At 49.1% G+C, this 14,350-nt stretch carries 12 protein-coding genes; 6 read left to right on the forward strand and 6 right to left on the reverse strand.

Annotation, left to right across the window (positions count from 1 at the left end):
• Positions 1 to 285: 285 nt before the first annotated feature.
• Complete coding sequence (gene bamA / locus JWG88_RS12350) at positions 286 to 2,961, reverse strand: outer membrane protein assembly factor BamA (RefSeq protein ID WP_240194418.1); 2,676 nt, start codon at positions 2,959 to 2,961, stop codon at positions 286 to 288.
• Between the two features lie 298 nt (positions 2,962 to 3,259).
• Positions 3,260 to 4,414 (reverse strand): NAD-dependent epimerase/dehydratase family protein, encoded by a 1,155-nt coding sequence (locus tag JWG88_RS12355; protein WP_205234081.1) that lies wholly within the window; start codon positions 4,412 to 4,414, stop codon positions 3,260 to 3,262.
• Between the two features lie 104 nt (positions 4,415 to 4,518).
• On the opposite strand from JWG88_RS12355, the gene JWG88_RS12360 reads away from it, so the two are divergent.
• Both JWG88_RS12360 and dnaA read left to right on the forward strand, forming a co-directional pair.
• Positions 4,519 to 5,259 (forward strand): ComF family protein, encoded by a 741-nt coding sequence (locus tag JWG88_RS12360; RefSeq protein WP_205234082.1) that lies wholly within the window; start codon positions 4,519 to 4,521, stop codon positions 5,257 to 5,259.
• Between the two features lie 585 nt (positions 5,260 to 5,844).
• Complete coding sequence (gene dnaA / locus JWG88_RS12365; protein ID WP_205234083.1) at positions 5,845 to 7,170, forward strand: chromosomal replication initiator protein DnaA; 1,326 nt, start codon at positions 5,845 to 5,847, stop codon at positions 7,168 to 7,170.
• Positions 7,171 to 7,342: 172 nt separating this feature from the next.
• Here dnaA and JWG88_RS12370 read toward each other — a convergent pair whose 3' ends face one another.
• From JWG88_RS12370 to JWG88_RS12380, 3 genes are read right to left on the reverse strand one after another with little or no spacing between them, the layout of a single operon-like run.
• Positions 7,343 to 8,074, reverse strand: a complete 732-nt coding sequence (locus JWG88_RS12370) for a hypothetical protein (RefSeq protein ID WP_205234084.1) — start codon at positions 8,072 to 8,074, stop codon at positions 7,343 to 7,345.
• 46 nt (positions 8,075 to 8,120) lie between these two features.
• On the reverse strand, positions 8,121 to 9,524 hold the full coding sequence (gene hemG / locus JWG88_RS12375) for a protoporphyrinogen oxidase (protein ID WP_205234085.1): 1,404 nt from the start codon (positions 9,522 to 9,524) through the stop codon (positions 8,121 to 8,123).
• A 1-nt stretch (position 9,525) separates the two neighbouring features.
• Positions 9,526 to 9,720, reverse strand: coding sequence for a hypothetical protein (locus JWG88_RS12380; RefSeq protein ID WP_205234086.1), 195 nt, complete (start codon positions 9,718 to 9,720; stop codon positions 9,526 to 9,528).
• Positions 9,721 to 9,879: 159 nt separating this feature from the next.
• On the opposite strand from JWG88_RS12380, the gene htpG reads away from it, so the two are divergent.
• The 4 genes from htpG to JWG88_RS12400 all read left to right on the forward strand — a co-directional run bounded on the left by htpG (position 9,880) and on the right by JWG88_RS12400 (position 13,550).
• On the forward strand, positions 9,880 to 11,748 hold the full coding sequence (gene htpG / locus JWG88_RS12385; protein WP_205234087.1) for a molecular chaperone HtpG: 1,869 nt from the start codon (positions 9,880 to 9,882) through the stop codon (positions 11,746 to 11,748).
• Positions 11,749 to 11,882: 134 nt separating this feature from the next.
• The gene (locus JWG88_RS12390; RefSeq protein WP_205234088.1) at positions 11,883 to 12,308 is read left to right on the forward strand and encodes a hypothetical protein; all 426 of its coding nucleotides are present in this window, start codon (positions 11,883 to 11,885) and stop codon (positions 12,306 to 12,308) included.
• 29 nt (positions 12,309 to 12,337) lie between these two features.
• Entirely contained in the window at positions 12,338 to 12,952 is a 615-nt protein-coding gene (locus tag JWG88_RS12395) for a protein-L-isoaspartate(D-aspartate) O-methyltransferase (RefSeq protein WP_205234223.1), read from the forward strand.
• Positions 12,936 to 13,550 (forward strand): YqaA family protein, encoded by a 615-nt coding sequence (locus tag JWG88_RS12400; RefSeq protein ID WP_240194419.1) that lies wholly within the window; start codon positions 12,936 to 12,938, stop codon positions 13,548 to 13,550. The genes JWG88_RS12395 and JWG88_RS12400 overlap by 17 nt, the downstream gene beginning before the upstream one ends.
• On the opposite strand, the gene yaaA is transcribed toward JWG88_RS12400, so the two are convergent.
• Complete coding sequence (gene yaaA, locus JWG88_RS12405) at positions 13,547 to 14,317, reverse strand: peroxide stress protein YaaA (protein WP_205234089.1); 771 nt, start codon at positions 14,315 to 14,317, stop codon at positions 13,547 to 13,549. The two genes, JWG88_RS12400 and yaaA, sit on opposite strands and share 4 nt — an antisense overlap.
• Between the last annotated feature and the right edge of the window lie 33 nt (positions 14,318 to 14,350).

Consider the following 14,350-nt stretch of genomic DNA (forward strand, 5'->3'; position numbering starts at 1 on the left):
AATAAGCAGCCGCTTTAACTTTGATTGTTAATGAGGAGAAGTGGGAAGTGAAAGACCTCGCTTGCCATTGTTCCTGAAATTCAATTCTCCAAAGTAACGAGGACCGAATTAAGTATATGCATGCCGATGCATTTCATCAAGCGCCTCTCTTTTCGCTCCGGATGGTCAATTGAATGTATTTTCCTGGTCGGTTCTAACCCCGCTGAGCATGATAAATGCCATGGTTATGGGAGTCCAAGTCACAGTTTTAAAGAAAATATCCATTCTTATGGCTGTCCCGAGGCACTAAAAAACGCCGCCTATGGAAAAGTCCCAGACCGAATCATCTTCATCGGGCTCGGGATCAAGATTGTAGCCCCATTCGAGCCGGAGCGGCCCCATCGGGGAAAACCACCTGATCCCTACACCGACGGATTTCTTGTAGCTGTCAAACCCCCAGTCCTCATCATCATTGAGGACATTGCCCATATCGTAGAAGAGTACGCCGGTGATGCCCTGTTCGGCAAGCAGAGGGAAGATATACTCAAAATTGGTAAACCACATTTTATCACCGCCGATACGGTCCCCGGTTTCAGGATCTATAGGGCTTACCTTGCCATAGTCAAAGCCGCGAATACTTCGCAGGCCGCCAAGGTAGAAGCGCTCATATACTGGCAGTGCGTTGTCTGAGTTTTCAAATGCCTGTCCGGCAGCACCGTGGACATGAAAGACTGTATCCAGGAACATCGGGAAAAACCATGAGGTATACCCTTCTATTTTGGTGAATTCCGAATCTCCGCCCAGCGGCCCACCGGCATAGCCCAGGCTCAGGCTGTGGCGTGAACCTTTGCTGGCGCCGAATCGGCGGTTCCGGGTATCTCGCTGCAGTGTAAATTTGACCGCGCTGGTTATATGGATATCCACGGAATTCTGAATGATAAAGGAGGCATCTTCGGCGACATCCGAAAGGGTTGTATCGGTATAACTGTAACTGCCGTAGCCTCTCCATTTTTCCCATATCGGGTAGCCGAAACTGAGCGCGCCTCCCGTGGAATCCTTGGTATAGTCATCATACTCACGCTCCATATCGAAAAGGTCAATTCCCCAGGAAAGTTCGGAGTCATAGAGTCGTGGATTTTTATATTGCAGGTTGTACTTATTGCTCTCGCCGCCGATATTACCGGAAAGTGCCAGGGTATCACCACGTCCGAGGAAGTTGTTTTCAGCTATCTGGCCCATCAGGATGAGGTCGTCAACAGAACTGTAACCGGCGCCTATGGTGAACATTCCGGTGCTTTTCTCCTTGACCTCAACGGAAAGATCCACGGTTGAGGTGTCGAATGATTTTTCCGGGCTGATATTGACTTCTTCAAAAAAATCGAGATACTGCAGGTTTTGCAGGCTCTCGCGCAGGGCCTTGGCATTAAAAATGCCGCCCTCCTTAACCTCAAGTTCCCTGCGAATGACATTGTCACGGGTCCGATCATTTCCGGTAATCGAGATCCTGTTGATATAGACCAATTCGCCCTTATCTATATCGAGTGTTATATCCAGGGTATCTTCTGTCTCTGCTGGTTTGATCTCTGGGCGGGTATTGGCGTTGGCGTATCCTCTTTCGGCATAGTAGTCGGTGATTTTGAGGATATCTTCCCGGAGCACTTTTCGGCTGACATACGTTTCATGGGGAATATCGAGCATGGCGAGCAGTTTTTCCCTGTCAGCGATGGTGTCACCTTCCAGATTTACCTCGCCGACCCTGAAACGGGTGCCCTCCTCAATGACAAAGGTGATATACAGCCATTCTTCTTCCTGATTGACGATGGGGTCGCCGATTTTAGCCTCGAGAAAACCATGGTTGCCGTAAAAATTTAAAATTCTGCCTGCATCCTGGTTAAGTTTATCGTAGTCGAGCAGACCCGATTCGGTAATCCAGGAAAACCAGCCTTTGGTACTGGTTTCTATCTCATCTTCGAGCTCATCGTCGTCGAAGGTGGTATTGCCTTCAAAGGAAATTTCCCTGATATAGATTTTCTCTCCTTCATCTATGACAAAACGGACCTCGGCGGTGTCCTGTGTAGGCTGACTTACTTCGGGAGTAACCTCGGTATTATAGAACCCCTTTGATTTATAGAGAAGCTGAATGGCTTCACTGTCTCTGTTCAATTGAGTTGGGTTGAGGATGGACTGTTCTCTGGTGGTTACCACTTCTTTGACATTTTCTTCCTTTTGCTCCTCGATTCCTTCGAAAATAATGGAGCTGATCACCGGTTTCTCATCGATTCTGAAAACCACGGCCTTGCCATCCTGCTGCTGACTCACTTCAATTTGAACATCATCGAAGTATCCCATTCTGAAAATAGACTTTAGATCCTCCCTGAGGGCGGCAGGATCGTATGGATCACCCGGCTGGGTCGAAATATTTTTCAGGATGGCGCCGGAGTCGATTTTTTCATTTCCCAGCGGAGCTATGGAAGCGATAACCTCATCCCTGGAGGTAAATGCCGTAGTTTCCCTGATCAGATCATTATACAGTGCATTTATCTGCTTACTGTCTCCCTGGAAGGAGAAATATTTCGATTCAACTGGAGAAAGCAGGTCGACCAGCCTGGCGTCCAGACTGATATTTCCGGCTATTTCCGTGATACTGCCGGCTACCAGAATGTCATAGTTTTTGAAGGAATCAATCTCTCCGAGTGTTTGAGTATCAGGCGGCCATTCGGCTCCATAGTCGAGTAACGATTCAGCCCTCTCTCTCTCGAGAAAAGAATACCCTTTCTCGGCAAGGATCTTTGACAAAGCTCTATCGGCCTCGGCTGGGGTTATGCTTTGAGACAGAGAAGTGACTTTGAATGGGAGAAACAATGTCTTCTGCGGTTGCGCCGCCCACACGGTGGATGAAGCAATCAGCAGACCGAGGAGGAGAAGAGCCGAAGCGAGAAATTCCCGGTGCGGTAAAATTAAATTTTTCTTCAATAATTGCATCTGGTAATTCCTTTGCGTTACAAAGCAAAGATCTGCTTCTCGTGGTACGGTAAAGCCGATCGCCGTGTAATGTAGTTTAAATTACTGTTTATATATAAGATAACCGTTTCGGCTGCTGAAAATAACAGCCATTATGACATGTTTGAACAAAAATGAAAAGGAAGTAACTGCGAAAAACAGCACGAAGATCAAAACACTACGCAAAAGAGGACAGTAAGGGAATATTACCTGTTGTGAGTCGGAGTTATCCGGGGCTTGAGTGTTTTTACATTCCTAAGGCAAGAACGAAGGCCGCTGATTATTCTTCCGGCGTAGCAACCGTATGGGATGTGTCTTCGGAACGGCAATGAATCATATCGAGCAGTTGGGAGGGGGTTTCGCGGAAGACGCAGTCATAATCCCGGTTGTGGCAAAGCTCGTCGCGATATCCCTGGATAAGATTTTGTTCACTCCAGCGTGTCAGATAATAGGAGGTGAGATCAGGTAAAAGAGAGAAAATCGTTTCCGATGGGTAGGGATCGACAAAACTGGAGCTGCGCAGTTTTTCAGAAGAAAGAGTCTGATTCCTGTAAAAACTCTCTAGAAACATGAGCTCCTGGGGCATTCTGGCAACAAGGCCCGCTTTGGCAAAGAAGCGCAAAAGGATAGAGAGCAGTTTCTTACTCGATCGTGTCACTTTATAAGGCAAATATATTTCCTTGGGCGATTTCAGCTGCAGGGATTTCTTGATGGTCAGAATGAGTTTGGCGAGTTCGACCGGGTCCTGGTCGACAAAATTATAGGTTTGTCCGGAAAATTCTTCCCTGTTCTCCAGCATATGGTGTACAAAGTAGGGAATCTTGCGGCAGTTGGAGTAAGAGTGCTGCACTCCTCTGGAGGTAAAGAGAAAGGGCATTGACTGTTCGACTATGCTGAAAAAAAGCCGGTGAAAACCCTGGATCTTATGATCGTGGTCGCCATAGACTATGGCCAGCCGCAGGGAAGAGTAATCGAGCCCCGCAGTTTTTTGCAGATGGTGCAGCGATTTTTCCGCCAGAAGTTTCGATTTGGCGTAATTATTCAAATCCGCCGTTATCGGCAAGGTATCATGTTCCTTGAGGTTATCTCCATATGGCAATACAGCCGCCGTAGTGATATGTATATAGGGTATCTGCTGTGCTGCCGCCGCCTTAGCCAGATTGAGGGCTCCAAGATAATTGACCTCCAGAGCCAGTCGGCTGTTGGAATTCAAATTGGTTATAGCTGTGTTGATGAGAAAATCGGGCTGTACTTCATCTATGTACGAGCGAATATCCTCTTCTGACCTGATGGAGAGTTTCTTGCTGCTTGGTGCCCTGATTTCTACGGCTTGAGGCATTTTGGTTTTGAAATAGTGGACCAGCGTACCGCCGATAAGACCGGAGCCGCCGATGAGAACGCCTAATTTTTTTCTGCCGGGATTTGGAGTATTCATGAAAACGTATTTGACCGGGTTGTATTTGGTAATTCACAATATCCTGCCCCGATCTCGGAGAGGCAGAGGTGCTGCGTTAATTTTTAATATACCACGTTAGAATAATGACGGGCAAGAGACAACTCAAGAAATGGATAAAAGCTCTGGTAGAGTTACTCTTCCCGCCGCGCTGCTATTGCTGCGGGGCCAGGGCAATCTCCATATCCGAAGGGCTATGTTGTGAATGCCTGGCCGGTGTCCTCTATATCGTCGCACCGATCTGCCGGATCTGCGGAGGGAATTTTATAACCTCTCAGCCGGAAAATCATATTTGTGAATGCTGTTTGCGTCACAGGCCCCCATATTCCATGGCCAGAGGGATTATTTATTATGAAGAACCGGTGCGCTCGCTTCTGCATAACCTTAAATACTCCTACGACACGGCTGCTGCCGATCCGTTGCTGAAAATCGCGCGAAGCTTTGATTTTTCGGCTTTTGATTCGTGCGAAATATTTCTGCCGGTTCCTCTCCACAGGCAGCGACTGAAAAGGAGGGGCTTCAATCAGGCGCTGTTTCTCGCCAAGCTGTTGTTCCCGGGGAGAAACGACTGTATTTTTCCCCAGATACTCCGCAAAAGACATCACACCCGTTCGCAAACTGAACTTGACGCGATCGGCAGAAAGCAAAATCTAAGGTCGGCTTTTTCCGTAGAACATTCTGAAATAATTATAAATAAGAAGATATGTCTTGTCGATGACGTCTATACAACAGGTACGACCGTGTCGGAATGTGCGGCTACTTTGATGAGGGCCGGCGCATCTGAGGTTAGGGTACTGACGTTTGCCAGGGTAAGAGAATTTAGATAAAAAAAACGGAGGCTGGATCATGCTGGTAAAAAAAATAAAACTAAAAAATGAGAAAAGCAAATCTATACCGAAAGCCTTTATTTATGCAGGTTTCAAGACATATTTTTGAGTAAAGTGGAGATAAATAGAATTATATGTAAAAATATTCAATAAATTTGAGATAAACGAAAAGCTTAATTTGTTAATAACCTGTTGATAAACTGTTTAAGAGCATGAAATAATACATTTTAGTTAAAAAAATGTTAGGACTATGTTTTTGTGGGCTTTGCAGAGGGTGGGATGATGGAAAGACCGAGCCTTGCTTATTTGGAAGGCCTCACCGGGTAATGAGCTGAATCTTGAAAAATATCAGGATATCGTCTTTGACGAAAATCTTAAAATGGAGTTTATCAACGTACATATAATCGCTAGCCAGCCATTGATAACCCGACTCAACCGGGTTAGGAGAGAAGAGAGAAGAGCGTATGGCCTCCGGCTAGGCAGTTTCCTTAGAATATTTACGAGAAATACGATAGGTAAGGTCCGGAGAATAATCCTCTGGGCTATTGAGGGGGCACTCTCTATTTTAGAGTCGGGGGCATGCACATGGTATGGCAAAAGGCGAAGGAAATATTGCGGGATGAATTAAGTGAGAGCGTCTATAGTCTCTGGATAGATCCGCTTGAGTGTTCAGGGCTTCAGGAGGATAAAATTTCCCTGTGCTGTCCCGATCGCTTTTTCAGCGCCTATGTAGCAAGAAATTATCTGGAAATCATTCAGGCAAAGCTGAGCGATGTCGACCCCCAAAGAAGGGAAGTGATCCTGACATTGGGACGGGGGGCTGCACAGGCTCCGGCTGGCGGCAAAAGTGCGCAGTTGCGTCTGCCCAACGTACCTCGCAACTCCTCCTCGGTGCGAGCCCTGCATCCCCGCTACACCTTCGCCGAATTTATGGTGGGAGAGAGCAACATTTTAGCACAGTCTGCCTGTCGATCGATTACCCTGGCCGATGATTCCATTGGGCCCTGCCTGTATATTAACAGTTCCACGGGACTGGGAAAGAGCCATTTGACACATGCCGTAGCCCATCAGATCCTGGCCGAGGCGCCAATGACGAGGCTGCATTATCTCACGGCGCAACAATTTTCCTATGAGATGGTGAACAATATCAAGGCCAATACCATGGACAGCTTCAAACAGAAATATCACGAGCAATGCGATATTCTTCTGGTGGAGGATGTTCATTCCCTGACCGGTAAAAAGAAGACCCAGGAGGAGCTCAATGAATTATTGGACTCCCTGATCAAGTGCGGCAAGAGGATCGTCTTCACCGCAAACCGGCCGCCCCGTGATCTTATCGGCATCGATGAGGAGTTCCGTTCACGAATGGCTGCAGGTCTGGTGACCGCCATCCAGCCTCCGGATATATCGACTCGGACCAGAATCGTCAAGAATAAGGCACAACAGCATAATCTGAAGCTGGAAGAGGAACACATTGATTATCTGGCCCAACATATCAAGGGAGATATCCGCCAGGTTGAATCGGCAATAGTCGGCATTCGGGCCAAGGCACATTTACAGGAAGGCGTGGTCGATATGTCCCTGGTCGAACAGGTTATCGCCGCGCTTGTGGGCTTGCCCAAATCCCTCTCCCCCGCCCTGATCAGGGAATTCATCTGCAAACAGTATAAGGTAAGCTGTGACGAACTACAGTCCCGCTCCAGAAAAAAAGCGCTGACCTTTCCCCGTCAGGTGGCCATGTATCTTTGCCGCAAACATACCGAGAATTCTCTCAATGAAATCGGCAAAGAGTTCAACCGGGATCATTCCACGGTCCTCCACTCCATAAAAGTGGTTACCGGCCTGACCAACAGGAATATCTCCGTAGGGGAGCAGATAAATCTTCTCAGTAAGAAGTTAAAGACCCTTTAAATACCCTTACAGGTTTTTTTCTTGTATTTTGCGAGAAAATAATCTGTCTAAAGGTTCCTTTCCAACTCAACTGGGTTAGTAAATTGTTTTTGTGCTCTCTTTCAATTCTTTTTAGGGCGGTACTTTTCCAGTAGCAGGCGATACAGTTTATTATCGATTCAGAGTTTTCAACTCAGCGGAACGATGCGATGCAGAGAATATCATTGCGGAGCAGGGGATGCTTGCGAAAGAAGCGATTTCTCCACAGGGCGCGGCGGTTGATGGTTCCGTGCCTGCACATCAGGATCTTTTCTAAATCCAGTCCGGAGGCAATTATCATCTTCGCTGTTGTATAGGGCGAAAACCAGAAACGATGGTCGCTGTTAATGGTCTCGCAGCCGTCTCTGGCAAGCAGGTAGTTGTCTCGGCTGACTCCATTGTGAACAGTGAGGATGAGTTTGGTGAAGTCGTTTTTATATTTCCGCGCTATGGCGCGAAGAAAAGCAGTGGGGGCCTCGATATGCTCGAGAACTTCTGGAATCAGGAGATAATCCCAGTTGTCACTTCTAGTGATTCCGGCAAACTGATCGCTGAAAATATCGGTACAGGAGGTGTCCTGAAAACCGAGTTTGTCCTTAATGTAGCGGATACCGGCTTCCTGGGTGTCGATACCGTGACAACGCAGGGCGCTTTCACAAAGTCTGCTGTGCAGCCATTTTCTGCGTTTTATCCTCTGGCGCACCGTTTCGATATTATGATCGACACAGCCGACATGAATGACCTTCTTCCCCGCGACCATTTCGCAGAGGAGATCAATCCGGGTTCGGTAGCTATGATCTTCTTCATCAAATATAAACCGGGTCCGCAGGGTGTTTGAGTATTCTTCGCCCTGCAGGTAGGCCAGAGTATCATCTGGAAAATACATGGAGACTCCTTTAGACCATGTCTTTAGCTCTATGTTTGCGACACCGTCAAAAATATACTCCCTTGACAGCCGCTTCCTGACTTTTAGCGCCGGCACCCGTGGCAATGGCCTCGGCTGTACGAACTCCGTGCTTCATCATATCGTTGAGGCCGATGCCTTCCCAGCCGAAACCGCAGATGTAAAGACCGGGAAAATGTTCCCTGAGATGATTACGCCAGCTGAGCAGTTCAGGATAGTGCTGCTCCAGCTGGGGAATGCTTCCCCAGGGCCGCAGAACTTTGGTGTAAACCGGTTCGCCATGAAGCGGTAGAATATCCCTGACGTCATCAAGGGCTCTGCGGATCAACTCCTCGTCGCTGAGTGTAAGCCGTTCGGGATGTCTGCGTCCGCCGACCAACGTCTCGAAGAGGATGTGGCCGGCAGGAGCTCGTCCCGGGAACATGTTGGAAGAGAAGAGCGTGCCAAGGGTGAAGCGCTGCTCCTGTTCCGGAATGAGATAACCGAACCCCGGAGGCAGGCTGGAGCCCGGACCGTAGCCGAATACCACGGTGAGGATATCCGCTTCGGCAACTGCGGGAAGCGGTGGTGGAACAAGCTCCCGGAGCAGAGAAATGGCGGTATTTGTCGGCACGGCAAGAACGAGGTTGTCCGCCTCGAATCGACCGCGGCTGGTGACCACCCGCCAGCCGCCATCAAGCCTTGAGAGGGACTGAACTTCACAGTTCAGGAAGAGATCGGCATCTTCGGTGAGGTATTGACTCAGTTTCTGCGGCAGCCTTGCCATGCCTTCTGGAAAGCTGGTCATGGCGGGCATGGAGAAGCCAGCAGGTTCCTTTTTCCTGTTTTTCCTGCTGCTCCGGGCTTTTGCCAGCATTCCGCGAATGACAGAACCATGTTCCTGCTCAAGATGGCGAATGGCGGGCATGACACTGTCGATGGTGAGCCTGTCGATATCGCCTGCATAGGTACCGGTGAAAACCGCATCGGCAAAAGGCAGCAGGGCTTTTCCGAAACGGTGATTAACCCATTTGGCCACCGTCGGCTCTCCGGCGAGCGGTTCCTGCCACAATTCGGCGAGCACCCGGAGTTTGGCACTCCACGGCACCAGCGGTGCCAGCAGAATCTTCAGGGGTGTCTGCGGGATCATCCGTAATTCTCCATCGAGCAGGACATAACGGACAAAGTTTATCAGCGGCGCCTTTACCGATTCGCCGGCCAGTCCACATTCCTCGAGAATTTCCCTGCTTTCTTTGCAGTTATCCAGAAATCCGTGAGGTCCTATCTCAGCGGTGAATCCATTTTCATGGTGGCTACGGATTACACCGCCGGTGCTTTCCGACTTTTCCAGAATAACGTAACGGTGCCCATAGCAGGTGGTGCGCAGCTTATGAGCCACGGTCAGGCCGGAAAGGCCGGCACCTATTATTATAGTATCGGTGTGATGCGTCATTTCAGCTCATCATGTATCGGCTTTCTCGATTTTGGTGGTGACCCGGCCGCAGTTCATCGACCTGCCCGGATTGATGTTTGTGATTTTTGCCGGGGTATTTCTCCCCTCTTGTATTCGTCGATTTGACCGCTGCCGCAGTGATCTGCTCGAGAGTGCGGAGATGGCCATGATTTCTGTCGTATATCTTTATTTTCATAGCCTTATCTCCTGGCTGCCGGCAAAGGATTGTACATCCGAGGTATACTTGACATACGATGATATGTGCTTACCATTTTCGCCGACTTGATGAAAAAAATCAATGGAAAGGGTGTAAAATCCGGAACTTTCTGTATGAAAAAAAGCTGAGGTGAAATAGATGACCACAACACAACATGAATTCCAGGCTGAAACCAAAAAACTCTTAGATATTGTAATCAACTCGCTCTATACCGAACGTGATGTCTTTATTCGGGAGCTCATTTCCAACAGTGCCGATGCCCTGGAAAAGATGCGCCATGAGAGTCTTACCAGGGAGGATGTCTTTGATGCACATGTTCCTCTTGAGATAGACATATCTCTTGATGAAAAGGCGCATACTTTTACTATTACCGATACCGGCATCGGCATGAGCCGGGTTGAACTCGAGTCCAATCTGGGCACAATCGCCCATTCGGGATCTAATACTTTTCTGCTGGAACTGGCCGAGGCCGCCAAGAAGGATATCAACTTGATAGGTCAGTTCGGAGTAGGTTTTTATGCGGCCTTCATGGCGGGCGCCAAGGTCAGGGTGCAGAGCAGGTCGTGGGACGGCAGCGAAGGGCATGAATGGGAATCGGATGGCTCGGGAACCTTTACCATCACCGAGAAAGAAGGACTTCACAGGGGAACGCGCATAATCGTCGAGTTGAAGGAGGATGCCCATGAATATGCCCAGAAATGGCGGGTGGAATCGATTATCAAACAATACTCAGCCTTCGTCTCTTTCCCCATTAAGCTCGAAGGAGAAGTAGTCAACACCGTTCAAGCCTTGTGGATGCGCAATAAAGCGGAGATCAAGGAGGAGGAGTATACCGAGTTTTACAAGTTCATTGCCAATGCCTTTGACGAACCGACTTACCGTCTCCATTTTTCAGCCGATGCACCTCTGGCGATCAATGCCCTGCTCTTTGTTCCCAAAGAAAATTTTGAAATAATGGGATTCGGCCGTGTCGATCCGGGCGTGAACCTCTACTGCCAACGGATTCTGATTGATCAGCACTCCGAAAATATCCTGCCCGAATGGCTCCGCTTCCTCAAGGGGGTAGTCGACAGTGAGGATCTGCCGCTCAATATTTCCCGACAGGCACTGCAGGATAATGCCCTGGTTTCCAAGCTGCGTAAGGTGATAACCAAACGTTTCCTCAAATATATGGATGAGGAGGCCAAAAAGGATCCGGAAAAGTACCTTGAGTTCTGGAATACCTTCGGCATCTATTTCAAGGAAGGAGCCACCAGCGACTATGAATTCCAGAAGGAGCTGTCCAGACTCATTCGTTTTGAATCTTCCAAATCCGAGGCGGGCAAACCTATCGGGCTTGCCGAGTATCTGGCGCGAATGAACCCGGATCAGGAAGAGATTTATTATATTAACGGTCCTTCGAGAACGGCAATCGAATCAGGGCCATATGTCGAGATGTTCACCAAGAACGACATCGAAATCCTCTACACCATGGAGCCCATCGATGACTTTGTCTTGAGTCATCTGGGTGAGTTTGAGGGTAAAAAGCTGGTCTCCGCCGACCGGGCCGATCTTTCCCTGCCGAAAGGAACGGAAGCAGATGCTGAGGAAAAGCCGGAAGACGAAGCAAGCCTCGACAAGGAACAGAAAGAATCACTGTTGAGCTGGCTGAAGAAGGCCCTGGAAGATAAGGTTGCCGATGTCATTGTCTCCAGGAGACTGGTGGACTCCCCTGCAATGATCGTCAATCCAGACGGGCACATGAGCTCCTCCATGGAGAGAGTGATTGCCATGAGCCGCCGGGAGAAAGGCGTTCCCGAAGAAAAGAGTAAGAAGAATCTGGAAATTAATCCAGCCAATCCATTGATCAGGCGTCTTGCCGCGCTCATTAAGGAAGACGAGGATTTCGCTCGGGAGGTGGCCGGACAGATATATGACAATGCCATGATCCAGGCCGGTCTTTACGTCAACCATCTTGAAATGGTGGAGCGGAACTACAGAATCCTCGGACGTGTCACCAAGGCATAAGCGGCTGCGGAAATTTCAGTCGGCAAAATCAGATAAGAGGTGAAGACAGTGGGAGAGAGCGAAATGTTCTCTCCCATTTTTGCTTTTAGAGGTTGAAAAAGAAGGTCCTTCAGTTTATAGAGCTGGAGGAGTATATGGATTTCATGAAAACTCGTCTGGAGTACGATATGCCTTTTGTCCCGCGATTCGCAATTATCCTCACCCTTGGACTTTTGCTGTTCACCACTGGATGCTACAACAAGCCCGTGCGTCACCTGGCTTCCGATGCCGTTCTTATCGAGGCCGGCAGTTCAACCCGTAATGACGTTCTCACCTACCTCGGTGAACCTGATATTCAGCGGCGGTTGCCGAGCGGCGAAGAAGAGTGGATCTATATTGAGGAAATGACCTCTGATCTTCAGAGAGTCCCACTGGCCGGTGGTTATTTCAAAGGCAAGGGCCAAGAGAGGATATTAATTGTTCTGAGCAATGATATCGTGCAATCCTGTGAATTCAGGGAATTCGGGACAGATGAATTTGATTGGTCCGATACCTATTCCCCGCAAGAGAAAACCGAGTGATTGACTGTTATGGTACCATCCGCCAGCGTATGGTGCAGGAACAGCTGGTCTCCCGAGGTATTACCGATGCACCGACCCTGCAGGCCATGAGTGAGGTGCCGCGGCATCTGTTTGTTGAAGATGCCATGCGTGCGCGGGCATACGGTGACTATCCCCTGCCTATCTCTGCAGGACAGACCATCTCCCAGCCTTATATCGTGGCCCTGATGACGCAGATGCTGGGTCTTTCCGGTACGGAAAAAGTGCTTGAAGTCGGAACGGGATCGGGATACCAGGCTGCTGTTTTGTCACGAATGTGCGCACGCGTCTATACTGTTGAGAGGATTAATCAGCTTCTCGCCTCCTCCCGCAAGGTCTTCGATATTCTGCGCTATTACAATATTATCGCCAAGCTGGATGACGGCACCATGGGATGGCCGGAGAACGGACCCTACGATGCCATTATCATAACAGCCGGAGGCCCTGAGATTCCATCACCTTTAGTCGACCAGCTGGCGGACTCCGGCAGGATGGTGATCCCCGTGGGCAACCAAGAGGTCCAGGAACTTCAGCTTCTTACCAAAAATGAAGACGGAATCAAGATAGAACGGCGGGACAAGGTTCGTTTTGTTGATTTGATAGGAAAATATGGCTGGTCGGATTGAGATGAGAAGCAGAGGGGTTTTAAGACGGTTGTATGATGTCTGTATGGAGTGGCTGGAGGGGCCCTACGGCGTCTATGTGCTGTTTGCCATTGCCTTTGTCGAATCCTCCTTTTTCCCTCTGCCGCCTGACGTCTTTCTGATAGCGCTCTGCATAGCACTGCCAAAGAAATCTCTCAAATATGCGGCAATCTGTGCGGTCGGTTCAGTTTTGGGCGGCGCCTTCGGCTATGGTCTTGGCATGTGGGCCATGGAGGGTGTCGGTCGGCCGATCATTGACTGGTATGGCCTTGCCAATAAATATGATGAGGTGCAGTTTCTCTATAAAGAGTATGATGTCCTGGCAATTTTCGCTGCCGGCTTTACCCCATTGCCCTATAAGCTTTTCACCATCACCGCCGGAGCGTTCGAGCTGGACTTTCTCAGGTTTATGCTGGTTTCACTGCTGGCCCGGTCCGCCAGATTTTTCCTGGTTGCCATTTTTATCTATTATCTTGGTGCACCGGTAAAAGTGTATATAGACCGCTACTTCAATATTCTCTCGGTTGTTTTCCTGGTGCTGCTGATTGGAGGATTTGCGGCGATTAAATATCTCCTCTAGCCTGTACTTCTATCGACAAAGACCAATTCACCGGCAGTGGAAAGCTCTTCTGCGAATCTATAGTCCCGATAGTGGAATTGTTTCAGTTCGGCGCTGCTCTGCAACCTGTTCCTGATTATGTAGTTCGCCATAGCGCCGCGGGCCTTTTTGGCATGGATGGCAATGGTTTTCAGGGTGCCTTTTCTCTGCTGTTTAAAAGAAACATGAATGATGGAGGCAGGCAGTTCTGCAGGTGTGACCGCCTTGAAATATTCATTTGAAGCGAGATTGACAATTTCAGTAATCTTTGTCCCGGCAAGATGGCGTTTCAGTAACATGTTGATATCATCACGCCAGTAGTCATAGAGACTTCTTTTTTCCTCCGGACGAAATTTGCCGCCCATCTCCAGTCTGTAGGGTTGAATGAGGTCGAGCGGCCTGAGGATGCCGTAGAGAGCCGAGAAAATGCGGAGATGTTGTTGAGCAAATTGAAAGTCGTCATCGCTGTAGCCATCGGCATCGATTTCAGAGAACACATCGCCGCGAAAGGCGAGCAGGGCGGGGCTGCCGCTCTCCATCCCGGCCGCAATCTTGAATTGCGAGTAACGCTCACGGGTCTTTTTCGCCAGCTGTTCGCTAATCTTCATCACCTTGCCGATTTCCGCGGCATCGAGTCGTTTCAGCTGCGCCGCCAGAGCATCTGTCCTGTCGAGCATTTCCGGCTGGGTTGCCAGGGCATGGTGATATCCCGATTCCTGGGTTTTGGAGGGTGAGAGAAGCAGCAGCATGAGGTTTCCCTGGTCTTGGCTGTATTGATGATG

The organism is Desulfopila inferna, assembly GCF_016919005.1.
Taxonomy (GTDB): Bacteria; Desulfobacterota; Desulfobulbia; order Desulfobulbales; family Desulfocapsaceae; genus Desulfopila_A; species Desulfopila_A inferna.